The organism is Paraburkholderia sp. BR13444 (assembly GCF_040948755.1).
Lineage (GTDB): Bacteria > Pseudomonadota > Gammaproteobacteria > Burkholderiales > Burkholderiaceae > Paraburkholderia > Paraburkholderia youngii.
In genome coordinates, this window is sequence record NZ_JBFPKM010000001.1 from 239,370 (window position 1) to 263,998 (window position 24,629).

At 64.8% G+C, this 24,629-nt stretch carries 20 protein-coding genes, 1 pseudogene and 1 riboswitch; of the genes and pseudogenes, 10 read left to right on the forward strand and 11 right to left on the reverse strand.

Going from position 1 to position 24,629, the window contains the following annotated elements; translation table 11 throughout:
• Positions 1–2 precede the first annotated feature (2 nt).
• The 6 genes from AB3X95_RS01060 to AB3X95_RS01085 all read right to left on the reverse strand — a co-directional run bounded on the left by AB3X95_RS01060 (position 3) and on the right by AB3X95_RS01085 (position 8,930).
• Positions 3–3,128, reverse strand: a complete 3,126-nt coding sequence (locus AB3X95_RS01060) for an MdtB/MuxB family multidrug efflux RND transporter permease subunit (protein ID WP_368620458.1) — start codon at positions 3,126–3,128, stop codon at positions 3–5.
• Between the two features lie 23 nt (positions 3,129–3,151).
• Positions 3,152–4,531 carry an MdtA/MuxA family multidrug efflux RND transporter periplasmic adaptor subunit gene (locus AB3X95_RS01065; RefSeq protein WP_368620459.1) on the reverse strand — a complete coding sequence of 460 codons (1,380 nt, stop codon included), beginning with the start codon at positions 4,529–4,531 and terminating at the stop codon, positions 3,152–3,154.
• A 435-nt stretch (positions 4,532–4,966) separates the two neighbouring features.
• Positions 4,967–5,812: an IclR family transcriptional regulator gene (locus AB3X95_RS01070; RefSeq protein WP_176365743.1), complete on the reverse strand. Its 846-nt coding sequence runs from the start codon at positions 5,810–5,812 to the stop codon at positions 4,967–4,969.
• 1,004 nt (positions 5,813–6,816) lie between these two features.
• Positions 6,817–7,140: a hypothetical protein gene (locus tag AB3X95_RS01075; RefSeq protein WP_368620460.1), complete on the reverse strand. Its 324-nt coding sequence runs from the start codon at positions 7,138–7,140 to the stop codon at positions 6,817–6,819.
• Positions 7,141–7,149: 9 nt separating this feature from the next.
• Positions 7,150–7,530, reverse strand: coding sequence for a fluoride efflux transporter CrcB (gene crcB, locus AB3X95_RS01080; RefSeq protein WP_176108943.1), 381 nt, complete (start codon positions 7,528–7,530; stop codon positions 7,150–7,152).
• Positions 7,531–7,602: 72 nt separating this feature from the next.
• Positions 7,603–7,664, reverse strand: a riboswitch (Fluoride riboswitch).
• A 78-nt stretch (positions 7,665–7,742) separates the two neighbouring features.
• Positions 7,743–8,930 (reverse strand): ammonium transporter, encoded by a 1,188-nt coding sequence (locus AB3X95_RS01085; RefSeq protein ID WP_176365744.1) that lies wholly within the window; start codon positions 8,928–8,930, stop codon positions 7,743–7,745.
• A 420-nt stretch (positions 8,931–9,350) separates the two neighbouring features.
• On the opposite strand from AB3X95_RS01085, the gene AB3X95_RS01090 reads away from it, so the two are divergent.
• Positions 9,351–11,111, forward strand: a complete 1,761-nt coding sequence (locus AB3X95_RS01090) for an ATP-binding protein (RefSeq protein WP_368620461.1) — start codon at positions 9,351–9,353, stop codon at positions 11,109–11,111.
• Positions 11,112–11,155: 44 nt separating this feature from the next.
• Here AB3X95_RS01090 and AB3X95_RS01095 read toward each other — a convergent pair whose 3' ends face one another.
• Both AB3X95_RS01095 and AB3X95_RS01100 read right to left on the reverse strand, forming a co-directional pair.
• A complete protein-coding gene (locus AB3X95_RS01095; RefSeq protein WP_176120061.1) occupies positions 11,156–11,479 on the reverse strand; it encodes a hypothetical protein in 324 nt (107 codons plus the stop codon).
• Between the two features lie 141 nt (positions 11,480–11,620).
• Positions 11,621–13,210, reverse strand: coding sequence for a winged helix-turn-helix domain-containing tetratricopeptide repeat protein (locus AB3X95_RS01100; RefSeq protein ID WP_368620462.1), 1,590 nt, complete (start codon positions 13,208–13,210; stop codon positions 11,621–11,623).
• Between the two features lie 182 nt (positions 13,211–13,392).
• Between AB3X95_RS01100 and AB3X95_RS01105 the strand changes: the two genes are divergently transcribed.
• Genes AB3X95_RS01105 through AB3X95_RS01115 form a run of 3 tightly spaced genes read left to right on the forward strand, consistent with a single transcriptional unit; the run spans position 13,393 to position 15,101 of the window.
• Positions 13,393–14,148 carry an SDR family oxidoreductase gene (locus tag AB3X95_RS01105; protein WP_368620463.1) on the forward strand — a complete coding sequence of 252 codons (756 nt, stop codon included), beginning with the start codon at positions 13,393–13,395 and terminating at the stop codon, positions 14,146–14,148.
• 51 nt (positions 14,149–14,199) lie between these two features.
• A complete protein-coding gene (locus tag AB3X95_RS01110; protein WP_368620464.1) occupies positions 14,200–14,679 on the forward strand; it encodes a carboxymuconolactone decarboxylase family protein in 480 nt (159 codons plus the stop codon).
• A gap of 23 nt (positions 14,680–14,702) precedes the next feature.
• Positions 14,703–15,101 (forward strand): cupin domain-containing protein, encoded by a 399-nt coding sequence (locus AB3X95_RS01115; protein WP_368620465.1) that lies wholly within the window; start codon positions 14,703–14,705, stop codon positions 15,099–15,101.
• 78 nt (positions 15,102–15,179) lie between these two features.
• Here AB3X95_RS01115 and AB3X95_RS01120 read toward each other — a convergent pair.
• Positions 15,180–15,425, reverse strand: a pseudogene (locus tag AB3X95_RS01120) (short-chain dehydrogenase/reductase); the annotation flags it as partial.
• A gap of 98 nt (positions 15,426–15,523) precedes the next feature.
• On the opposite strand from AB3X95_RS01120, the gene AB3X95_RS01125 reads away from it, so the two are divergent.
• The 4 genes from AB3X95_RS01125 to AB3X95_RS01140 all read left to right on the forward strand — a co-directional run bounded on the left by AB3X95_RS01125 (position 15,524) and on the right by AB3X95_RS01140 (position 20,185).
• Positions 15,524–15,988 carry a hypothetical protein gene (locus AB3X95_RS01125; protein WP_176120057.1) on the forward strand — a complete coding sequence of 155 codons (465 nt, stop codon included), beginning with the start codon at positions 15,524–15,526 and terminating at the stop codon, positions 15,986–15,988.
• 93 nt (positions 15,989–16,081) lie between these two features.
• Positions 16,082–16,531, forward strand: coding sequence for an Rrf2 family transcriptional regulator (locus AB3X95_RS01130; RefSeq protein WP_176120056.1), 450 nt, complete (start codon positions 16,082–16,084; stop codon positions 16,529–16,531).
• A gap of 98 nt (positions 16,532–16,629) precedes the next feature.
• Complete coding sequence (locus tag AB3X95_RS01135; RefSeq protein ID WP_368620466.1) at positions 16,630–17,277, forward strand: NAD(P)-dependent oxidoreductase; 648 nt, start codon at positions 16,630–16,632, stop codon at positions 17,275–17,277.
• Between the two features lie 118 nt (positions 17,278–17,395).
• Positions 17,396–20,185, forward strand: coding sequence for a mechanosensitive ion channel family protein (locus AB3X95_RS01140; RefSeq protein ID WP_368620467.1), 2,790 nt, complete (start codon positions 17,396–17,398; stop codon positions 20,183–20,185).
• A gap of 121 nt (positions 20,186–20,306) precedes the next feature.
• On the opposite strand, the gene AB3X95_RS01145 is transcribed toward AB3X95_RS01140, so the two are convergent.
• A complete protein-coding gene (locus tag AB3X95_RS01145) occupies positions 20,307–20,975 on the reverse strand; it encodes a cysteine dioxygenase (protein WP_368620468.1) in 669 nt (222 codons plus the stop codon).
• A 138-nt stretch (positions 20,976–21,113) separates the two neighbouring features.
• Between AB3X95_RS01145 and AB3X95_RS01150 the strand changes: the two genes are divergently transcribed.
• Positions 21,114–21,587 (forward strand): Lrp/AsnC family transcriptional regulator, encoded by a 474-nt coding sequence (locus AB3X95_RS01150; protein WP_013089133.1) that lies wholly within the window; start codon positions 21,114–21,116, stop codon positions 21,585–21,587.
• Positions 21,588–21,760: 173 nt separating this feature from the next.
• Positions 21,761–21,970 (forward strand): hypothetical protein, encoded by a 210-nt coding sequence (locus AB3X95_RS01155; RefSeq protein ID WP_176120052.1) that lies wholly within the window; start codon positions 21,761–21,763, stop codon positions 21,968–21,970.
• A 20-nt stretch (positions 21,971–21,990) separates the two neighbouring features.
• On the opposite strand, the gene AB3X95_RS01160 is transcribed toward AB3X95_RS01155, so the two are convergent.
• Positions 21,991–24,513, reverse strand: coding sequence for an FUSC family membrane protein (locus tag AB3X95_RS01160; RefSeq protein ID WP_368620469.1), 2,523 nt, complete (start codon positions 24,511–24,513; stop codon positions 21,991–21,993).
• Positions 24,514–24,629: the final 116 nt, after the last annotated feature.

A 24,629-nucleotide genomic window follows, 5' to 3' on the forward strand; every position in this document is an offset into this window, starting at 1 on the left:
GCTCAGTTCCCTGCATCGGTGGCGGGCGGCGTGGCGCTACCGGACGAATCGCCGCGGCTAAAGCGCTCGCGCAGCCGGCGGCCGAGCGAATCGAACGCGAGGTAAATTACCGGCGTCGTGAACAGCGTCAGCAGCTGGCTCACGATCAGGCCGCCGGCGATCGCGATACCGAGCGGCCGGCGCAGTTCCGAGCCCGCGCCGGTGCCGAGCATCAGCGGCAGCGCGCCGAGCAGCGCGGCGAGCGTGGTCATCAGGATCGGCCGGAAACGCAGCAGACACGCCTGGTAGATCGCCTCGCGCGGCGGCTTGCCTTCCTCGCGCTCCGCGTAGAGCGCGAAGTCGATCATCATGATCGCGTTCTTCTTCACGATACCGATCAAAAGCACGATGCCGATGATGTCGAGATCGTGGCCGGTAATCAGCAGCGCGAGCAGCGCGCCGACGCCTGCCGACGGCAGCGTGGACAGAATCGTGATCGGATGGATGAAGCTCTCGTACAGCACGCCGAGCACGATGTACATCGTGACGATCGCCGCGAGGATGAGGAACAGCTCGTTCGCGAGCGACGCCTGGAACGCGAGCGCCGCGCCCTGGAAGCGCGTCTGGAACGACGCGGGCAGGCCGATGTCCTTCTCGGCCTGTTCGATCGCCTTCACGGCCGCGCCGAGCGACGAACCCGGGGCGAGGTTGAACGACACCGTGGTGGCCGGGAACTGGCTCAGGTGCGTAACCAGCAGCGGCGCGGGCCGCTCGATGAACTTCGCGATCGACGACAGCGGCACCTGGCCGCCCGCCGACGTGGAAGAGGGCAGGTAGATGTTGTTCAGCGACGTGATGTAGTGCTGCATCGTCGGCTGCGCTTCGAGAATCACACGGTACTGGTTCGACTGCGTGAAGATCGTCGAAATGATGCGCTGGCCGAATGCGTCGTACAGCGCGCTGTCGATCGTGGCCGGCGTGATGCCGAAGCGCGCGGCGGTCGCGCGGTCGATCTCGATGAACACCGAGCGGCCGTTGTCCTGCAGATCGGTCGCGACGTCCGCGAGTTCGGGCGACTGCTTCAGGCGCTCGACCAGCTTCGGCACCCACGTCGCGAATTCGCCGATGTTCGGATCGGTCAGCATGAACTGATACTGCGTCGGGCTGACCGTCGAGTCGATCGTCAGGTCCTGCACCGGCTGCATGTACAGCGACGCGCCCGGAATATGCGCGACGTCCTTCTGCAACTGGCGGATCACTTCGCTCGCGGTGTTGCTGCGGTCGTCGCGCGGCTTCAGGTTGATCAGCATGCGGCCGCTGTTCAGCGTGATGTTGCTGCCGTCCACGCCGATGAAGGAGGTCAGGCTTTCGACGTCCGGGTTCCTCAGGATCTGGTCGGCGAGCGCCTGCTGACGCTCGGCCATCGACGCGAACGACACCGACTGCGGCATCTGCGTGATCGCCTGGATCACACCGGTGTCCTGCACCGGGAAGAAGCCCTTCGGTATGAACACGTACAGCAGGCCGGTCAGCACCAGCGTGAGGACAGCTACGACCAGCGTGGAGCGCTGACGGTTCAGCACCCAGGTGAGCGCGACCGCGTAGCGCGCGATCACCCAGTCGATGAAGCGGTGCGCCTTCGCCTCGAAGCGATGACTGTCGTGCGGCGGCGTGTGGCGCAACAGTTTCGCGCACATCATCGGAACCAGCGTCAGCGACACGACCGCCGAAATGACGATCGTCACCGCGAGCGTGATCGCGAATTCATGGAACAGGCGGCCGACCACGTCGCCCATGAAGAGCAGCGGAATCAGCACCGCGATCAGCGAGACCGTCAGCGAAATGATCGTGAAGCCGATCTGCTTCGAGCCCTTCAGCGCGGCTTCGAGCGCACTGTCGCCTTCCTCGACATAGCGCGCGATGTTCTCGATCATCACGATCGCGTCGTCGACGACGAAGCCGGTCGCGATGGTCAGCGCCATCAGCGACAGGTTATCGAGCGAGAAGCCGCACAGGTACATCACGGCGAGCGTGCCGATCAGCGACAGCGGCACCGACAGGCTCGGAATGATCGTCGCGTAGATGTTGGCGAGAAACAGGTACATCACCAGCACGACCAGCACGACCGACATCGCCAGCTCGAACTGCACGTCGCGCACCGACGCGCGGATCGTCGTGGTGCGGTCGGTGACGACCTCGACGTCGAGCGCGGCGGGCAGCGACTGCTGCAAGCGCGGCAGCAGCGCCTTGATGCTGTCGACCACCTGGATCACGTTCGCACCCGGCTGGCGCTGCACGTTCAGGATGATCGCGGGCGTGTTGTCGACCCACGCGCCGAGCTTCGTGTTCTCCGGACCCGGCACGATGCTCGCGACGTCGGTCAGCATCACCGGGCGGCCGCTCTTGTATGCGACGACGGCGCTCTTGTACTCGTCGGCGTCGGTCAGCTGATCGTTCGAGTTGATGGTGTAGTTGCGCGTCGGGCCGTCGAAATTGCCCTTCGGCGTGTTGACGTTCAGGTTCGAGATGGTGGTGCGCAGATCGTCGAGATTCAGGCCGTACGCGGCGAGCGCGCGCGGGTTCGCCTGAATGCGGATCGCCGGGCGCTGCCCGCCCGACAGGCTCACGAGACCCACCCCCGCGACCTGCGAGATCTTCTGCGCGAGACGCGTGTCGGCGAGATCCTGCACCTGCGTGAGCGGCAGCGTTTTCGACGTGATCGCGAGCGTGATGATCGGCGCGTCGGCCGGGTTGACCTTCGCGTAGATCGGAGGCGCGGGCAGGTCGGAGGGCAGCAGATTGCCCGCCGCGTTGATCGCCGCCTGGACTTCCTGCTCGGCGATGTCGAGCGGCAGATCGAGGCTGAATTGCAGCGTGATGATCGACGAGCCGGCCGAGCTTTGCGACGACATCTGATTCAGCGACGGCATCTGCCCGAACTGCCGCTCGAGCGGCGCCGTTACGGACGATGTCATCACGTCCGGGCTCGCGCCCGGATAGAAGGTCTGCACCTGGATCGTCGGATAGTCGACTTCGGGCAGCGCGGACAGCGGCAGGAAGCGCAGCGCGACGAGGCCGACCAGCATGATCGCCGCCATCAGCAGCGCGGTGCCGACGGGACGCAGAATAAATGCGCGGGATGGATTCATGCGGTAAGTGCCGTGCCTTTACTTTATTGCGATGCTTGCTGCGCGCGCCGGCCGCGACGCGCTGGTGCGCCCGAGGCGGCCGCCGGAGCGCTCGCGCCGTGCGCGCCGGACGCGCCACGCGGCCGCTCGGCCGGGATCGTGATCTTCGAGCCTTCGCGCAGCCGGTCCGAACCGTCGATCACGACGCGCTCGCCGACCGCGAGACCCGACTGGATGCTGGTGCGCTCGCCATCGACCGGGCCGACCTTGACCTGGCGCACGGTGACCGTGTCGTCGGGCTTCACGACGTACACGAAGGTACCGATCGAGCCGTTGAGCACCGCCGAGGTCGGCACGATCACCGCGTCCTTGATCGTATCGACGAGCAGGCGCGTGTTGACGAACTGGTTCGGGAACAGGCCGTTGTCCTTGTTCTCGAAGATCGCGCGCAGCTTGATCGTGCCGGTGGTCGTGTCGATCTGGTTGTCCATCGTCTTCAGCGAGCCGACTTCGAGCGGATGCGTGTTGCTGCGGTCATACGCGGTGGCCGACAGCGACTCGCCGTTGCGCGTGTGCTGGATGATCTGCTGCAGATTGTCTTCGGAGGTCGAGAACACTACGCTGATCGGATCGAGTTGCGTAATCACGACGATGCCGTTGGCGAGGCCCGAGGTCACGTAGTTGCCCGGGTCGACCTGACGCAGACCGACGCGGCCCGACACCGGCGCGGTGATGCGCGCGTACACGAGGTCGAGCTTGAAGCTGTCCACGTTCGCCTGGTCGGCCTTCACCGTGCCTTCGTATTGCCGCACCAGCGACGCCTGCGTGTCGACCTGCTGACTCGCGATCGAGTCTTGCGCGAGCAGCGTCTGATAGCGCTTCAGATCGAGACGCGCGGTGGCGAGCAGCGCCTCGTCGCGCACCAGCGTGCCCTCGGCGTTGCGCAGCGAAATCTCATACGGGCGCGGATCGATCTGGGCGAGCACGTCGCCCTTCTTGACCATCTGGCCTTCCTTGAAATACACGTCCTGCAGCACGCCGCTCAGTTGCGGCAGTACCGTGACGGTGGCGAGCGGCGTGACCGTGCCGAGCGCGGTCAGCACGACCGGCATCTCGCCCTGCGTCGCGGCGGCGACGTGCACCGGCTGCGGCATGTTGGCCATCGCGTTCGGACCGCCGCGGCCGAGGCGGCCGCTGCGCGCGCCGCTCGCGGCACCCGGCGCGCTCGCCCCGCTGCCGGGGCTGCCCCACGGATGCCAGCGCCACAGTACAACGCCGAGCACGACCAGCGCCGCGACGATCAGCGCGACAGTGCGGCCGCGGTGGCGTTTCACCGCGGCGGGCGCGCTCGATTGCGCGCCGCTCGCGGACGGCTGGGAAGCGGCGGGGCGTTGGGTTTCCGGGTGCTTTTGTTGTTCGTCCATCGGTTCGGTCAGGTGGCTGGCTTTGTGATGTGAGCCGCCGATGCGGTCGCCGCCGTTCGAAAGACGGCGGGCCGGCATATGGGCGGCGTGTCAGGCGGTCGTGGCGGCGCGCGCCGCGCAATATTCAGCGCGATGCTATCCGAGGCGCGGGACAGAGATGTTAACGCAATGCGGAATCATCACGGATCGGCGAGGCCTTTTTGACAGCGCTCGCGGCTCGCGGCGCGGTCCCGCGACGGGGATGCGTGATCGTACGTTGCGGTGTCTGTAACAGTCCAGCCGCGTATTTTTCGGTTAATTACGAAGGTTACAGGATGTCGGCGAATTGCAGGGCAAGGTGGGCGGGATGCCTTCGTCACTGCACAGACCGCAGGCGGCGGGCGCCGCGTTAGGTCTGTGCGGGGCGCCGGGGTGGCGCTCATTGCCGCCGCCCGGCTATTCGTCGAGCCGGCGCCCCGGCGTGCCGCCGACCTCAAGCACGATCTTGTCGATGCATTCGAGCAGCGCGGGTGCGGCGTCCGAGATCAGCCAGTCGCGCGGACACTGATCGGCCGAGCCGCCGCAATTGACCGCGTAGCGCTCGCCCGACGGCCCGACGAAGCCGAGCGCGATCGCGTTCAGCCCGTTGTACCACTCGCCGGTGGCGATGGCGAAACCGCGTTCGAGCGTGTCCTGGATCGCACTGACGAGACGGCTGCCGATATAGCCCCAATCATCGCCCTCGGCCGTCTGCAGGCCGACGAGCAGGCGGTCGCGGTCCGCTTGCGCGAGCGCGGCGAGATACGCCCGGCCGACGGCGGTGCGCGTCAAGCTCATGCGTGAGCCGACTTCGAGTCGCGATACGAGCACCGCCGAACGCGGCCGGATCGCGTCGATGACGACCATGTCGTAGCGGTCGCGCACCGCCAGATGCACCGACAACGCGGTGCGTTCCGCGAGTTCGATCAGGAATGGCCGCGCGCGCGAGCGGATGTCGAAGTTGCGCAGAAAGCCGTTGCTTAGTTCGAGCACCGACGAGGTCAGCACGAAGCGCTCGCTTTCGGGCAGTCGCAGCAGAAAACCGGTGCCCACGAGCGTCGCGGTGATGCGCGACACGGTGGGCTTCGGGATGCCGGTCAACTCGCCGAGTTCGCGATTGCTGAGCGGCGCGTGCGCGGCGGCGACGGCGCGCAAAACGGTCAGGCCGCGCGCGAGCGCGGTGACTTCATCGCCCGGGCCGTCCCGGTCTTTGCTCGCGGGGGCTTTGGCGACGACGGCCTGGTTGGGTGTGGATCGGTTCATGCGCTTTTTTTGGAACAGTATTTCAGGTGGTTCGTTCGTTAACCTATTGACGACCGCCCGCGCGGGGCGGGGGCATCTCCAAACCGGGGCATCCATTTCATATATGTTGGGAAAATCATTGTATCGGAACAAATTGCCGATCGATGAGCGACTATATCTTTTTGCTTGACTTAGTCAGGATAACCATAAAAAATGGAACCTCATTTCGAAAGTCGCATCTTTCCGCTGCATTTTGGTGCACGCAAGCGGAAAATCCCGGAATCCAGGATCGATCGCCCCGTCCAAGGCGCTTGCGCCTTTCGAAATACCTTCTCTCAGGTTCTAGCACGGCCCTCGGAATGGCTAGAACTTTTAAGGCGTCACGGCAACGTGACGCCTTTTTTTTGGGCCATATAACCGCACAACAGCCGACATCTAATGTCAATGCACCGTAGTATTCCGCACGAGAAAGTTCGCAAAAAAATCGGCACCCAAATGCAGGCATTAGATCACGCCTTCTCAAATCTCACGAGACTTCCGTCTCCGCCAAAAGGACGATGCGCAACAATTACCGGGGAAATTACTGTCTCGTTTAATATCCAGTTAGTTGTGATTTTATTTGCAAACGCAAATGGTGAGAAAGTGCCCATGCCCGTTTGGTGCGGTTAAACGAATCATGCTCCGCTTTCGCACGCTCGTCATGTACCACGATGCAAGGGTGATATCAATGGCCGAGTTATGAAAATTCCGCGGCTGCGCGACGATTTTCTTCTTTATCATGTCGGGATTTAATCTGTCGTACGGTCTCGGCGCAGAATTTTTTATCAACTGCTTTAGCATATTTATCCGATTCACGTTATTACGCTAGCGCTGAGCGCTGCATTAATGGCTGTGAACTCCCACCCTTTCGACACTGAGCTGAATAACATCGATTCAGCGCCGCCGATCGTGCACACCACGAGCGGTGTCGAGGTAGCCGTCAATGCGGCTTTACAGCTCCTGGTGTTGCAGGCGTGGAATTCCCTTTATTTGTCATTCAACATTCCGTCGTGGTTGTTGTCGACGCTGTCTTTTTCTTCTTGTTGTTTCCGGCGCTCGCGCCACGGCTGCTGTCGATGCGCTCCAAGTGGGCGATGCTGATGGCGATGCGGGGCGGCAAGTCGCGGTGATTTTCCTTTGCGCGAGCGCGCTGCAAAACGCGTCGCCGCGCCTGACTGCCTGGAGAGACGGCTCGGCAATGTGATCACGGGATAGGCGAGGCCGTAGCCGGTTCCGAACAGCACGGCGCTGGTCGGGTGAAAGAGCGTGTGATACGGAACCGCGAACATTGCTGCAATGCCAGGCAGCATCAACACGCCTCAGCGCGCCAGCAGCGAAACCGTCGCGATGCCGAGAATCGTCATGATCAGCGACGTGCTCACGTGAATCGCCACTTCGCCAGCCGCCCAGCCGAGCCGGCCGTCCTGCAGGCGCTGCACGACTTCCGCGGAGAACGTCGAGAAGGTCGACAGCCCGCCCATCAGACCGGTGATGACGAACAGCCGCCATTCCGGCGAGAGCTGGGGCACCCGCGCGAAGCCCGCGACCGCCACACCGATGATGTAGCCGGCGATCACGTTAGCGGCGAGCGTGCCAAGCGGCAGGTCGCTAAAGACCGGGTTCAGTCGAAAGCCGAGGAACCAGCGAAACAGCGAGCCGAGTGCGCCGCCAATCGCGACAGCGAGAAAAGACCAATACATGGAAGAGGATCGAACCGGGAACGTCGACAAACCGGTTGATGCGGGCGAATTGATGCCGCGTCCGCATAACCGGGCGTAGCAGGCATCATCAGCCCCATGGGCGGTTAATGGAGAATGCCATCTCCAGCCGCGAAGTCTAACATCGGCGCGCGGATTTTGGGGACAGGCATGTGGCCCGCGTCTCTCCCGTTCCCCGCGAGCGCCGCCCCGGTTCACTCCGGCGTCGCCGAAATCTTGTGAATCGACAGATCGGCGCCGTTGTATTCCTCTTCCTGGTCGAGCCGCAGGCCGACCGTCATGCGGATCGCGCCGTACACGGCCGTGCCGCCGAGCCCCGACACGACGATCCCGCCGAGCGTGCCGATGATCTGCGAGGCGAACGACACACCGCCCAGCCCGCCGAGCGCGTGAGCGCCGAAGATGCCGGCCGCGATGCCGCCCCATGCGCCGCACAGGCCGTGCAGCGGCCACACGCCGAGCACGTCGTCGATGCGCCAGCGGTTCTGCACGCAGGTGAACATATAGACGAACAGCACGCCGGCGATGCCGCCCGTGACCAGCGCGCCGAGCGGATGCATGATGTCCGAGCCCGCGCACACCGCGACGAGCCCGGCGAGCGGGCCGTTGTACGTGAAGCCCGGGTCGTTGCGGCCCGCGAACCACGCGCTCAGCGTGCCGCCGACCATCGCCATCAGCGAGTTGACCGCGACGAGGCCGCTGATCTTGTCGAGGGTCTGCGAGCTCATCACGTTGAAGCCGAACCAGCCGACCGTCAGCACCCATGCGCCGAGCGCGAGAAACGGAATGTTCGACGGCGGATGCGCGGCGATGCCGCCGTCGCGGTGATAGCGGCCGTGGCGCGCACCGAGCAGCAGCACGGCCGGCAGCGCGACCCAGCCGCCGAACGCGTGCACCACCACCGAACCCGCGAAGTCATGGAACGGCGCGCCGAACGCCTGCGTGAGCCAGTCCTGAATGCCGAAACGGTCGTTCCATGCTATGCCTTCGAAGAACGGATAGACGAAGCCGACCAGCACGAACGTCGCGAACAACTGCGGGTTGAACTTGGAGCGCTCGGCGATGCCGCCCGACACGATCGCGGGGATCGCGGCGGCGAACGTCAGCAGGAAGAAAAAGCGCACGAGCGCATAGCCGTTATGCTGGGCGAGCGTCGCGGCGCCGTCGAAAAACTGCACACCGTATGCGATCGTGTAGCCGATGAAGAAGTACGCGATCGTCGACACCGCGAAGTCCACCAGAATCTTGACCAGTGCATTGACCTGGTTCTTCTTGCGCACGGTGCCGAGCTCCAGGAAGGCGAATCCTGCGTGCATCGCCAGCACCATGGCGGCGCCGATCAAAAGAAACTCGGTATCGGCGCCGTATTTCAGACTTTCCATCGATATGTCCCGCTTGTGCCAAAAAAGTGCGCTATGCGAGCAAGAAACGGGCCATAGTTGTGCTGGCCGCGTCGGCCCGGTGCAATCGGGCACCGGGATGGGAATCTGGATGGTTTCGAGCGATGCGCCGTCCGAGCGCGCCATGCACCTGAACAGAGAGGCGAGGCACAGCGAAAGTGCATAAATCGTCACGGCTACGCATGATGACCCAGAAAAGGGCGAAATATTCGATTTAAATTACATCTTTATTCGGAATCCTGACGCAACGAGATGCTGTCGATGCCCAATCCTGGCGCGCAATCAACCAGCGGGGTACGGTGGGCGACGGGTTCGTGTCCCTCTTTATTTTCCCGCGCAAACGCCGACATAATGTGCCGACTCCGTGCACGATCCGCCGGCCAACCCCTCCCATGGGCCCGCATGAGACTGACCACTAAAGGCCTGTTGCTGATCGCGATTCCGGCCGTTTTCGAACTCGCGCTGCTCACTGGCGTCGTGAAGGCGCAGGCCGATGCGACGATGGCCGAGCGCCGGGCGATGCATACCGAGGAGGTGCTGCGCCAGAGCACGGCGATTCTCGATCCGGTGCTGTCCGAATCGGTCGCGCTGCGCGGCGCGGTACTTGCCAACGACGTACGCTTCACGACCCCGATCGCAGTATGGATGGACGTCGACCGGCGCATCGACGAACTCGTCGATCTCGTCGGTGACAATCCCGCGCAAGTCGAGCGCGTGGTCGAGGTGCGCCAGGCGGTGCAGGCATACCGCCAGTGGTCCGACCGCATACAGGACATGCTGCGCGCCGGGCGGCGCGCCGAGATTCTCGCGCGCTTCCACGATCTCGCCCAGGCCGACGTGCTCGATCATTTCCGCTTGCAGGTGAGCGCGTTCCAGGCCGAGGAGCGCCGTCTCGACATGTCGCGCTCGATTGCCGTCGCCGCCGTGCGCGAGCGCGAACAAACGCTGATCGTCGCGGCCGCGTTGGGCTCGCTGCTGTTCGTCGCGCTCGCCATCGGGATGTTCACGCGCGGCGTGCGCGGCCGGCTCGCGCTGCTGTCCGACAACGCGGCCAGGCTTGCCGGCAACGAACCGCTCGCGCCGCTCGGCGCGGGTCGCGATGAAATCGCGCGGCTCGATCTGACCTTGCACGAGACGAGCCGCCGTCTGCTCGAAGCCGAGCGCATCGAGGCGCGTTTTCACGCGGACCTCGAACGCCGCGCCGCCGAGCTTGCCCGCATCAACGAGACGCTGCGCCAGCAGACTCAGGAAAACGAAATGTTCATCTACAGCGTGTCGCACGATCTGCGGGCGCCGCTGGTGAACCTGCAGGGATTTTCGAAAGAGCTGATTCGCGCCTGCGACGAGTTGCGCGACGCGGTGCGCGGCTCGTCGCTCGCGACCAGCACGCGCGAGCGGATCGAGCGGATCGTCGACGAGGACATTGGCGAGGCGCTCCACTATCTGCAGACCGCGGTGATGCGCGCGTCGCACATCATCGACGCGCTGCTGCGGCTGTCGCGCGTCGGGCGTGTCGAGTACCGGCGCCAGAAGGTCAATGTGCGCGACATCGTGCAGCGCGTCGTCGATGCGATGCAGGGGTCGATCCGCGTGCGGCGCGCGCGCGTGACGGTCGGCGAACTGCCCGCGGTATGGGGCGATCCGACCGCGCTCGAGCAGATCTTCGCGAACCTGATTGGCAACGCGGTCAACTATCTGGACCCGGCGCGCGAGGGCCGCGTCGAAATCGGCACGACGCCCGCGCCGCCGGGCGTGCATTCGCTGCGAATCTTCTACGTGCGCGACAACGGCCTCGGCATCCCGGCGATCGCGCTGCCGCGGCTGTTCACCGCGTTCCAGCGCCTGCACGGCAACGCGGCGGCCGGCGAGGGCATTGGCCTCGCGCTCGTGCGGCGGATGGTCGAGCGACACGGCGGGCGAGTGTGGGCGGAATCGAAGGAGGGGGTGGGTACGACGTTCTATCTGTCGCTGCCAGAGGCGGCGGGTGCCGCGGGCTCGGAACCGGCTGCGGCTGGCGCGCCAACGCTCGTCGTGGCGGCTCCGGCATCGGCGGCGCGCGGTGCGCGCGAGAGCGCGCAGGGCGCCGCGGGGGCAGGACTTAGCGCCGGCCCCGGGTTGCCCGCGCCTTCGATCGATGCGGTGCGAGGAATCACTGCGCGGTAGGGCGCCCGATCGTGCGTGCGGTGCGGGTGGCGCCCGCCCGCTCCTTAACCGGCGAAAATCCGTCGCGGCTTCAGCAGTCTCCGGCCGCGCACCGACCAGTAGCAACTGCATGCCAGCAGCACGGCGATGCCGGCGGACGACTCGGCCGCCGTTGGCCGAACGCCGGCAATCCCTTCGACGGCAAACAGGCCGTTCGTGACAGCCAGAAGCGCCGCCCACAGCGCGCACGCGGCCTGCATCAGCAGACGGGTTCCCTTCATATGCCGGGCACGGGAGTCGTGCGACCAGGCGGGCGGCCGGCGCGCACAGAAGAAGACGATCACCATCAGCATGATGACGAGGGTGACGATCCAGTCGATCAGTTTCATCGAAACAGCACTCCCTAAAAGCAGCCGCGACTATAGGGAGGTGTTTCGTCTACAACCGTCGGAAGATTCTGAAATATGGGAGAGCGTTGAACGATGTCGAGGCGAGCGCCGCTGCATGCCGACGCCCGCTGCAGGATTGCATCAATCCTCGCAGGGTTCAGAATCGAATCCCGCCTTGGCCAAGCCTTCCGTGAAGACGGCAAGGTTTTCGTCGCGCCGGATCGGCATCCAGTCGGTCAAGTTGCCGAGGCGCAAGTCGGGAATTAGCTCGCGTAAGCGAATCGCAGCTCGTCGAGCTTCCGCTGGTTTGCCGAGCCAGGCCTGACTCGCGGCGAGCGTTGCGTAGGCCAGGCCGAAACTCGGCAAATCCCGGATGGCTTTCTCAGCCCACAGAGCGGCTTCGACGAAGTTGTCCATGAACAAATGCGCAGCCGACAAGCCGAACTGCATCCGATAACGCTCTGGATCCAACGGGCTCAATTGCATCGCGTGGGCAAATTGCCTGATCGCCTGTTCGGTTTCGCCATGCCACAAGCGGAGAAATGCGCCGAGAAACCACGCGGCGGCAAGATTGGGATTCAATTCGAGCGCCCGATCCAGCAAGGCGATACCTTCAGGCAGGTCGCCGGCCAGATGCGATAGCGCATGACCGCTGCGCGCGAGAGCGACGGCGTCGTACTTGCCCAACTCCACGGCACGACGCGCCCACTGGGAGCCTTCCGCCATGTCTCTTGGGCGATCGTGCATCCAGCCATTGACCTTGCGCCAGCAATGACACCAGGCCGCCATCGCGTACGCCGATGCAAGCTCAGGGTCGCACGCAAATGCGCGCTGAAATAACGGCAACGCTTCGTCGATCGCTTCGCGGCTGCCTCGATGAAGCTGCGCCATGCCACGCAGGTAGTAGTCGTACGCACGCAGACTTTCGGTCGGTTTGAACCGCGCGCGAGCGATCTCGGCCTGTTCGACCTGCGGCGCAATCGCGCCGACCACACTGTCGGCGATCTGGTCCTGGAACTCGAAAATATTGTCGAGCACGCCTTCGAAGCGGCCAGCCCAATGGGTCGCGCCGCTGCCCGCATCGACGAGCTGGCCGGTGATGCGAACGCGGCCCTGTGCCTGCCGCCAACTGCCTTCGAGCACATAGCGCACGCCGAGCTCTCGCCCGATCTGCTTCACATCCACGTTGCGATGCTTGTAAGTGAAGCTCGAGTTGCGCGCGACGACGAACAACCAGCGGTATCGCGACAGCGCGGTGATGACGTCCTCGATCACACCGTCGGCCAGGTAGTCCTGCTCCGGGTCACCGCTGAGATTGACGAAAGGCAGGACGGCGATGGAAGGCTTGCTGGCCTGCGCCGCATCCGGCGATGACGTCTCGGTTGGCGTCGATGTTTTCTCGCGGGCCTGATCCGATGCCGGATGTTCGATGACGTCGGCGACAAATCGGAATCCTTTGCGCGCCACGGTTTTGATCACCCGCTGCTGCTGACCGTCATCGCCGACCGCGCTGCGCGCGGCGTTCACGTGGCTGGCCATGGTGGATTCGGAAATCACGCGTCCGTCCCACACCGCATCGATCAACTCATCCCGGCCCACGACCCGGTTGCGATGGCTCGCCAGATAAACCAGCAGATCGAACACTTTCGGCGTCGTGGCGACCGCCTGGGAAGCGCGGCGCAAGTCGCGACGCTCCAGGTCCAGCGTGCAGTCAGCGAAAACCCATTGCATTGGGGACTCCAGGACGAGAAAGCCGCCAGGTATGCGCTACCTGGCGCGCTGATGAAGCGGATGGAGGAATTTTGGACGGAAATACAAGGCGCAGACAAAGCGGCGCCGGCGGCTGGAAATGATACTGCACCCATCGGATCAAGCAGCAAGCGCTTCGTCAACCGAACCGGAGGGAGTGAAACATGAAAGTGGTCGTCATTGGTGGCAGCGGACTGATCGGCTCGAACGTAGTGCGGCGGCTTCGCCGCGATGGTCACGACGTGGTGGCCGCATCCACGTCGACCGGGGTGGACTTGATGACGGGCGACGGGTTGGCGAAAGCGCTCGAAGGCGCGCATGTCGTCGTCGATGTCGCCAACGCGCCGTCCTTCGAGGACGAGGCCGTGATGAGCTTCTTCCAGACGGCGGGCCGCAACCTGTTGGCCGCCGAACACGCGGCGGGCGTCGAGCACCATCTTGCTCTGTCCGTCGTGGGCACCGAACGCCTGGAGCAAAGCGGGTATTTTCGCGCCAAGGCTGCGCAGGAGACGCTGGTCAAGGCGTCGCCCGTCCCGTACACGCTGCTGCGTGCCACCCAGTTCTTCGAATTCGTCGGCGGCATCATCGAGGCCAGCGCCCAGCGAGGCGAGGTGCGCCTTTCGCCCGCGCTGATCCAGCCGGTCGCCGCCGATGACGTCTGCGCAGTGCTCGCCGATCTTGCGGCGGGGATGCCGCTGAACGACATGACCGAACTCGCCGGTCCGGACCGCTTCCCACTCGACGAACTCGCTCGCAAGTTCCTCGCCGCGCACAACGATCCACGCACGGTGATCGCCGATGTCCACGCTCGCTATTTCGGCGCAGAGCTGGACGACCGCACCCTGGTCGCCGGCGGCGGTCATCGCATCGGCCCGACGCGCTTCCACACCTGGCTCAGCCGGTCCGTCGCGAAGGACTGAAGCGCATTCCCGCAACGTTTCTCCTTTCTCCAACCGCACAAAGGACATGCCATGACCCAACGCATCGACTACCAGCAGCAATCCCCGGAACTGTTCAAGAAGTTCGTCGAGTTCAGCCTCGTGCTCAAGAAGTCCGCAATCGAGGAAACCATCCGCCATCTCGTCGACATCCGCACGTCGCAGCTCAACGGCTGCTCGTTCTGCGTCGACATGCACGTGAAGGAGGCCACGATCCATGACGAGCGTCCGTTGCGCCTTCATCACGTGGCCGTGTGGCGCGAGTCCAATCTGTTCACGCCGCGCGAGCGTGCCGCTCTAGCCTGGACCGAGGCGCTGACCCAGATTTCGCCGCTCGGTGTGAGCGATGAAATCTACGATCGCGTGCGAACCCAGTTCTCGGAGAAGGAGTTGTCCGACCTGACCTTCCAGGTGATGTCGATCAACGCGTGGAATCGGGTCAACATCGGCTTTCGCATCCCGCCGGGCATCTACGACAAAGCCTTTGGCGTGGACAAGTCGGGCCTCGCCTGATCGATAAGCGTAGGAGCACCGTCATGCATATTTCCAGGTGGCTGATCGCATCGCTGCTACTCGCAGCGGGCGCCGCACACGCGCAAGAGCCGCCGCAAGCGCAAGCTACGCCGCTGATGACCAGGGCGCTGGAAGACTATCCGGGCAAGGAAGTCACGGTGCTCTCGGTCGAGTATCCGCCCGGCAGTGCGGACCCGGTACATCGGCATGATGCACACGGCTTCATCTATGTGCTGGAAGGCTCGATCGTGATGGGCGTGCGCGGCGGCCAGACCGTCACGCTGAAGCCGGGGCAAACCTTCTACGAAGGGCCGAACGACGTGCACACGGTCGGGCGCAATGCCAGCAAGACCAAGCCGGCCAAATTCCTGGTTTTTCTGCTGAAGGATGCCGGCGCACCGATACTAACGCCGGCGAATTAACTGGCTCGGTGATATTCGCGCAACGGCGATTCAGGCGAGCAGCGGCTCGGCGAAATGCCGAACCGCTGCTTTCTTCGCTTACGCAGTGAAGTCGGGCGATGAAGACAGCTGTTTCCACGCTTCCGTTTCCTGCGTCGCATAAGCGCTTTTCGCGGCGATGGCGGCCAGCGTGTCCGTCCTAAGCGGTAGGCGCAACGGCGGGGACGCCGCGTCGACCAATGCGATCATCGCGGCCGCAAGCCTGGTCGGGTCGCCTGGCTGGTTGTGGTTCGGTTGCATGGCCTTGCGGCGAACCGCACCCGAAGTTTCGTCGTAATCGTCGATGGCTCGCCGGGGTGACTCGAAGCGGCCGCGCGGCGCAACGGCGGTATCATGGGCACATCTTCGCAAGTGCGAGCCGCTCGGTGTGGCTCCTTCTGATCATGATTTCATCTGTTTCCTCATCCTTATTGCGCCGCGCGGCGGTCGTGGTCTTCGTGTTCGGCGCGCTGGCCGCGTGCCAGAAAAACGACGCTTCGGCCGGCCAGGTCGCGGGCAAGCTCAACGACGCCGCGCAGCTTGCCGGTCAGAAGCTCGATCAGGCCGCGAGCTACGTCGGCCAACAGGTCACCGCGACCAAGGACGCCGCACAGCAGAACCTCGACTCGGCCTCCGCGCCGTCGATCAGGATCGACCCGGCCGCGCTCGCGTCGAGCGCGCAGGCCAACCTGCAGAACGCGGCGAGCGCGGCCAACGCGCAGCTCGGCAGGGCGGCGTCGATCACGGGCCAGGGCCTCGAAACGGCGGGGCGCAAGCTGCAGGCGTGGTCGGCGCAGAATGCGAGCTCGTCGGCTTCGTCGAGCGCATCGACCGAGTCCGCCGACGCGCAGAAGCAGATGGACAAATGATCCGCGCGCGGTTCGATCCGGCTTTCGCCGTTTGACTTTAGAGGTATATGTAATTACGATGGTTACACATTGTCGTTGCGGGACGGATCTGCCGTGAACACGAGTAGCCGGTTTGCCTTTGCCGTGCATGTGCTCGCATTGCTGTCGTTACAGGGCGGCGTGCCGTTGTCGTCGGAGATGATCGCGGGCAGCGTGAACACGAATCCCGCGCTGATCCGCCGGCTTCTGGCCATGCTCTCGGAGGCCGGCCTCACCACGTCGCAGATGGGAGCCGGTGGCGGCGCGTTGCTCGCACGGCGGCCGGAACAAATCACGCTGCTCGACGTCTATCGCGCAGTGGAGGACGCGCAGTTGTTCGCGTTGCATCGCGAGGAGCCGAATCCCGCGTGCATGGTGGGGCGCAATATCCAGAGCGTGTTGAGCGGGATCATCGACGAAGCGCAGCAGGCGATGGAAGCGGCGCTGGCCGCGCGCACGCTCGCCGATGCGACCGCCGACGTAGTCCGCTCGGAGAAGCATCGCGAGCGCAAGCGCCGGGCTTGACGGTGACTAACTAATGAACGGGGTGAGAGCCCCGCTTTTTTTCTCGTTATATGTAACTATGAGAGTTACATATAAGACAACCTGAGGAGTATGCTGATATGAGCAAGCAACTGAAGATCGCCTTGTTTGGCGCGACCGGCATGATCGGTTCGCGGATTGCCGCGGAAGCCGCGCGTCGCGGGCATCAGGTAACGGCGCTGGTGCGCGATCCGGCGCGCGTGCCGGCCGGCGTCGCGAATCTGCACGCGGCGCAGGCCGATCTGCTCGACGCCGCGAGCGTCGGCGCGGCGGTGCGCGGTCAGGACGTGGTCGCGAGCGCGTATGCGCCGCCGCAAGGCGATCTCGCCACGCTGACGCAGGCCACGCGCGCGCTGGTCGAAGGGGTGCGCGCGGCGGGGTTGAAGCGCGTCGTCGTGGTAGGCGGCGCGGGCTCGCTCGAAGTCGCGCCGGGCAAGCAACTGGTCGACACCGACAGTTTTCCGCCCGCGTACAAGGGCATCGCGCTCGCGCATCGCGACGCCTTGGACTACTACCGCGGCGTGACCGATCTCGACTGGACGTTCTTCGCGCCGGCCGCGCTGATCGCGCCGGGCGAGCGCACCGGCAAGTTCCGCACGGGCGCGAATACGCTGATCGCGGATGCGGCCGGCAACAGCCGCATTTCGGCCGAAGACTACGCGATCGCGTTCGTCGACGAACTGGAGCAGGGCCGCTTCGTCCGCCAGATCGCGACGGTCGCGTACTGACGATCGGCGCATCTAATTCGCCGGCCGCGCAAGCGTACTAACATTCGGTTACGCATGTTCGGGCGCGCCGGGCGTAACTGCGGCTACACTGGCGTCTGCCGTTTTCTCACGGATTGCCATGCAGTCATGCCCGTCGCGGCGTGAGTCCGAGGCTGCGCCGTCTGGCGGCGGGCAGCAGCCGGCGATTCTCACCGCCCCTCATCTCTCCTCCGATCACGCCGCTCGCGGCACTGCCAGCGGCGACGCCCACCCGCGCGCGAGCGCATATGTGCTGGGTTGGTTGACCGCGCTCGTGTGCGCCACGCTGATTCTGTGCCTCGGCGCGCTGCCGCGCATCGCGCAGGCCGCCGGCCCCGCGGTCGGCGGCGGCACGCCGGTGATCCCGGCATTGCAGAGCCTGATCAACAGCGCGACGGTGAACGCGACGCCCGCGTCCGCGGCCTCGGGTGCGTCGGCGCCCGAGGCGGCGTCGGCGCCGTCGCCCGCGAGCCAGGCGGAGCTTGCGCGCTCGCTCGACAGCGTGATCGCCACGCTCGACAACGATCGCCAGCGCAGCGCGCTCGTCGCCCAGTTGAAGAAGTTGCGCGACGTATCGCAAAGCGCCGCGCACACCGTCGGCCCGCCCGCGCCGACCGCCGTGCAACCTAGCCCGGGCCTGCTCGGCGCGATCGCATCGGGCATCGCGTCGTTCGAATCCGACGTGCATCAGGGCCGCACGCCAGTGCGCTACTGGAGCGGGCGCGTGACCGCTGCCGGCAATGAGCTGTACACGATCGTCTCCGGCCAGGGGCGCGAGGGTCTCGGCTCGATCCTGCTGGCGATGCTGGGGATGCTGGCCGGCTGGGGCGCCTGTGCCGGCGCGCTGATCTATCTGCAGCATCGGCTGCACCGGCGCTTCGGCGTCGAGCTGGTGCTGCGGCCCAATCCCACCACGCGCGAGCTGCTGATCTTCGCGTTGCGCCGCGTCGGTCCGTGGATCATCGCGTTCATCGCGGCGCTACTGTTCATGCGCGCGATGCCCGATGCGCTCGGCCGCACGCTCGGCATGGTGGTCGCGTATGCGATCGTCGCGGGCGCGGTGTTTTCCGCGATCTGCCTGATCATGTTCTCGCTGTTCGGCTCGGGCCACCGGCGTGTCGCGGTGCGATTGCTGATCGATCATGCGCGCCGCGTGCTGTTCGTGATCGGCGTGTGCGGTGCGCTCGGCGACGCGGCCGTCAATTACGACGTCGAGCATCAGATCGGCACCAACCTCGCCGCGCTGATTTCGACCGCGGCCAACATGACGGCCGCCGTGCTGACCGGCTATTTCGCGCTCGCTTTCCGCCGGCCGGTCGCGCACCTGATCCGCAACCGGCCGTACGAGCAGCGCAACGACCACAGGGCAGCGACCGATGCGTTCGAGGTGCTTGCCGCGATGTGGCACGTGCCGGTGCTGGTGCTGGCGGCCGCGTCGGTGGTCGCGACGCTGGGCGGCTCCGGCTCCAGCGAAAACGTGCTGCAGATCTCGATCGTGACCGCGCTGCTGCTGGTGCTGGCGTTTTTCCTGTCGGCGATCGTGCTGCGCATGACGCGCCCGCGCAGCGCCCGCGCGCGGCGCCGCTCGCCGTATCTGACGCGCCTGTTGCGCTTTTGCGGCACCTTGCTGACCTTATTCATCTGGCTGTTTTTCTTCGAATTGGCCGCGCGGCTGTGGGACGTGTCGCTGGCCGAGGTGATCGAGAGGAACGTGGCGGCGCGCGGCATCGCGCATGCGATGACGGCGATCGTCGCCACCGTTTTTATCGCGTGGCTGCTGTGGATTCTGGTCGACACCGCGATCACCGAAACGCTCAATCCGGGCAGCCCGCGCAACAAGGCGCGCAGTCCGAGCACGCGCGCCCGCACGATGTTGCCGCTGGTGCGCAACGTGTTGCTCGTGTCGATCATGACGATCGGCGGCATCGTCACCGCCGCGAACCTCGGCATCAACGTGACACCGCTGCTTGCCGGCGCGGGCGTGATCGGTCTGGCGATCGGGTTCGGCGCGCAGTCGCTGGTGACCGACCTGATCACCGGGCTCTTCATCATCATCGAGGACACGATCTCGGTCGGCGACTGGATCGACGTCGATGGTGGCCATGCGGGCACGGTCGAACATCTGTCGATCCGCACCGTGCGGCTGCGCGACGGGCAGGGCGCGATCCACGCGATTCCGTTTTCGCAGATCAAGATCGTGAAGAACCTGTCGCGCGATTTCGCGTATGCGGTGTTCGAGGTGCGCATGTCGTTTTCGACTGATGTCGACGAGATCACGCAGCTGATCCGCGAAGTCGGCGCGGAGCTGATGGCCGACTTCCGCTACCGGCGCGAGATGCTCGGGCCGATCGAGGTGTGGGGTCTCGACCGCTTCGATCCGAACTGGATGGTCGTCAAAGGGCAGATCAAGACGCGGCCGCTGCAACAATGGAGCGTCGCGCGGGCGTTCAATTTGCGGCTCAAGCGCAAGATGGACGAGGCGGGCATCGAGATTCCGGTCGCGCAGATGCGGGTGTACACGTCGTCGAAGGATAGCGAGGGCGAGCCGTTGCGCGACGATGAGATGACCGGGTTCGTCGCGCCTGTGGATGCGGGTGCCGACGCGCACCAGCGGGCGCGCGACGGCGCGCACGGCAAAGATCATCAAAGGGCGCATGAACCCGCGCGCGAACGAACCCGCGAAGCGGCGCAGGAGCATCTGCGCGAAGCGGAGTATGAAGTGGGTGAAGTGGGCGCCGTCGGCCCGTCGGCGCGCGCATCGACAAATGTGCCGCTTGCGCCCGCGCGTGACGTGTCGCACGAACCGCGTCCGGCGCCGCCGCCGACCGGACAGACCGCGCCGATTCCGCCGCAAATTCCGACGGCTGGCGATGTCGGTGAGAAGAGTTGAGGCGGGGGTTGTTGGGGAACGTGCGAGGACGGTCGCGTGCTGGTGTGCTCGCATGACTTCGTAGTCGCGCGAACGCGTCACATCACATCACGTCACGTGTCGTCGTGACGTGCAACCGTTGTTAAGCCATCTCCGCGGCGTCGGCCGTGCGCACGATGTCGTTCACGTGCGTGCCGATCCGCGCGCCTTCGACGCCGTAGATATGCAGCGACACCGCCGGCGCATCACTGCTGTTGCCGAGCCGATGAATCGCGGCACGGCCGCCGCGCACGTACGACACCGCGCCGCGTTTGCGTGTCTGAATGCGCAGCGCACTCGCGCATTGCTGCGCGTCGTCCCATTCGAAGACCGTTTCGCTCAGCTTGCCCTCGACCACCACGTAACCGCACCACGTGTGATGCGCATGCACGGGGCTCGCCTGGCCGGGCTGCCAGACCAGCGCGGCGATCGCATAGCGGCCTTGCGGATCGGCGACGAGCAGATGGCGCCGATAGGTGTCGGCGGAGCCTTCGCGTTGTATCGGTGCGAGCAGCGCCGGATCGGCGGCCGCCTCGGCGAGCGCGAGCCGCATGCTGCGCGCGAAGAACGTCGAATGCGACGGTTCCGGAAATTTCGCGCAGGCTTCGAACATCGCGTCGAGCGTGTCGCACAGGCGCTCGAGCGGTGTGCGCTTCATATCGCGCAGCGTGTGCGTAGATAACGCGACCGCTTCGAGTCGGGCCGGGTCCGGCAGCGACTTCAGGTAGTCGGGAAGATGCTCGAAAGCGGTGGCGCGAAGGTCGTCGCTCATGGTGTTGATGCAGCGCGGGCGCTGCTGGTTGGCAATTTTCGGTATCGATATTTATACCGGTTTGCCCGGAGAAAGAGTTTCCATATAATTCCCTCGACCAACAGAAAAGTAGAATAATTTCCTATGAGGGGTGGGGATATGGGTATGGATATCATCGATCGGAAGCTGCTCGAATTGCTGCAGGCGGACGCGACGATGCCGATCGCCGAACTCGCGCAGCGCGTGAATCTGTCACAGACGCCTTGCTGGAAGCGGCTTCAGCGCCTGAAGGAGGCGGGCGTGATTCGCGCGCAAGTGGCGCTGTGCGACGCGCGTAAGCTCGGCGTCGGGACCACGGTGTTCGTGGCGGTGCGCACGAACCAGCACACGGAGACATGGGCCGCCGCGTTCACGCAGGCGGTGCGCGATATTCCCGAAGTGGTCGAGGTCTACCGGATGAGCGGCGAGACCGACTATTTGCTGCGCGTGGTGGTCTCCGATATCGACGACTACGACCGGATCTACAAGCAGTTGATCACGGCCGTGCCGCTGTACGACGTGAGTTCGAGCTTCGCGATGGAGCAGATCAAGTATTCGACGGCGTTGCCGGTGCGTTCGTCGGCGGTAACGTGATGCTCGTGGAGCAACCGTGAGCGTCAGGAGCGCGGCTTGCTGTTCCGATAGCAAATGCGCTATGGCGCATCCATGCCGACCCCATCGGCTGCAAGCCGCGTGCAAGCTCACTGGGCGTAGAATGCCGCCTTCTCCGACCCTTCCGCGACTGCTACGCGAACCGAGCCCGCTTCATGACCAGACCGCCGCGCAAGAAGAACCCGACCTTTGGCATTGCCGTCTTTATCGTGGTGGCGATTCTGCTCGTGATCGCAACGCTGATCTACAACGCGATCCGTGAAAAGCACGAGTTCGAGAGCCAGCCCACGCAGGTGGCGCCGGTGGCCTCGGAGGCAGCCGCGGCAGTCAACGCACTGAAACCGGCGAGCGGCGCAGCGCAATAACGCCCGCGCGCCTCGCAGCTTCACTCCTCCGGCAACCGGATAACGCTCGCGTCCTTGCGAATCTGCGCGGACGCCGCGAGCATCTGCTTGCATTGATGCGCGAGCAGCTTCGTGTCGTGCACCGCATCGGCCGTATAGTCCGGCGATTTCTCCGTTTTGACGACCATCGCATCGAGTTCGCGACTCATCAGTTTGATCTGCTCGCTCTGCTCGGCGGGCAACGCGGTGCCTGCTTCGGCGGCGCTCAGGTTGTCGCGCACGAGGCTCAATGCGCGCTGCAGCGGCTGTAGCGAGATGTCCTCGACCTGTTGCTGCTGTTGCGCGGAGGTGCGCAGCAGCGGCGCGGCGGCCGTGATCTGCGAGGCGAGCACGTGGCTGCGCACCAGCAGACCGTTCAACTCCGGCACGAACTTCTGCGCGGACTTCGGTTCGAGCATCATGCGCTGGAACGCCTGGCCGAGATTCGCGAACGCGACGTGAACGTTTTTGCGCGCGAGCCGGTAGCGGTAATCACGGTCGAGCGCGGTCGCCGCCGCGGCAGCGGCGGCCGATGCGCCGCTTGCCGGGCGCGCGGTCGGATTGCGGATCGTGGTGGTGCCTTGGGCTGCGTCGCCCGCGTTCGCCTCGGCACCAGCGTCGGCGACCGGCTGTGCACGGCTCGCGCGCTCCGCGCGGCGCGCACCGGCGCCACTCTCCACTTCGGCTTCGGCTTCGGCTGCAGCGACAGCGAGCGCCGGCCCGCCAAAGCCGAGCGCCGGGTCCGCCATCGCGGCCGCCGGCGCACGCGCGCCCGCTTCGGTCACGGCCGCGACCACCGCCGCGGCCGGCTTGCCGCTCCACCACCAGCTCGCTTCGAGATACTGCCGCGTCGCGCTGATCATGTTGTTGACGAGCTTGCCCATCAAGCGGTACTCCCAGTAAGGGAACAGGTGGCTCGCCGCGATCGCGATCGCGCAGCCGACCACGGTGTCGATCGCGCGCTCGCCGATGATGCGCAGACTGCCCGGCGCAAGCAGATGGAACAGCAGCAGTACATACGACGACGTGAACACGACGCTCGCCGTGTAGTTGAACAGCAGCAGGCTGTAGCTCATCACCATCGACGCGAACATCACGACCATCAGGATGTGCGGCTCCTTCACGAAGATGATCAGCGCGATGCTCGCCGCGCAGCCGATCAGCGTGCCGATGATCCGCTGACCGTTGCGCTGCTTGGTCAGCGAGTAGCCGGGCTTCAGGATGATGACGGTGGTCATCACGATCCAGTACGCGTTGGTCAGCGGCAGCAGGCGGCCGAGCCAGAAGCCCACGGCGACCGCGATCGTCACGCGCAATGCATGGCGAAAGCTCGGCGAGGCCATGGTCAGATTCGAGAAGATCTGCCCGAACGGCACGCGCCGGCTCGTCACGAAGCGGCTCAGCGCCTGATCGATGCGCAGTTCCGTTTCGGTCGGGCTCGGCTCGGTGGTGAGGCTGCGGCGCATCTTGTCGATCAGCCGCGTGGCGCTCCAGATGCGGCGGAAATTCGACGACACCGCCGAATATGCCTCCGGGTTCTGGGTCGGCAGTTCCTGCTTGCGCATCAGCTCGATTTCATACTCGATCGCGCGCAACTCGGCCTTCACGTTCACGCGCTTGCGCGGCGCCTGGTTCTGCAGCACCGCGAGGCCGATCTCCTCGAGATCTTCGGCAGCCTTGCGGATCAGATCGCGATAGAACACCAGCAGGTCGGAGCCGCCGAACGTGCTGCGCACGAGCGTGTAATCGGTTTGCGCGCCGACGAACAGCTCGTGCAGATCGACGGTATTGATGAACAGGTTGTACAGCATCGCGCGGCGTGGTTCGAGCTTGCCGCGTTTGAGCCTGGGCAGGTTGCGCAGCACGATGTCGCGCGCGGCGTCCTGGCGCTCTACCGCGGAGATCTGCTTGTCGACGAGGTTGCGGTAGCACTCGTCGAGGTCGTTGTCGAGATCGTAGAACGCGGCGCGCGCAAGCAGATAGTCCGCGCACGCGAACACGCTTTCGGCGAGCGCCTGCTGCTCGATCCGATGCACCATCCAGCGGCTCACGAGGGTCGACCAATACGTGTACCAGAGGCCGCCGAGCAGTATCCACGACGCATTGACGAGCGCCTGCAGCGGCGTGAAGTGCTCCTCCAGCGTCATGATCATCATGAACAGCGTCGCGAAGCTGATCTGCGGCCAGCGGTTGCCGTACACGACGATCAGCGACAGCACGAACGTAAGCGGCACGACCGTACACCACAGCGCGATCGGATTGACGGTGGCGAGGCCGGTGGCGAGCGCGGACAGAAAGCCGATCACCGAGCAGGCCAGCATCTCGTTGTGCTTGTACTTGAGCGGGCCCGGCATGTCGACGACACAGGCGCCGAGCGCGCCGGTCGCGATCGTGAAGCCGAGTTCACGATTGTGAAACACGATCAGGCACAGGATGGCCGGTAACGACACGCCGACCGCGATGCGCAGGCCGCCATAAAAGTACTGGCTATAAAGGAATTTTCTTATTTCGACCGAATAGCGCATCGACTACCTGAATCCATTCATCGAGAAAACCGCAGTTGGAAAGACAGCGCGAAACTGCCGTCGAGTCTAACTGATTTTGCGCGCGTTCTGACCTCGCCCATTCGGCCAGGTTATGC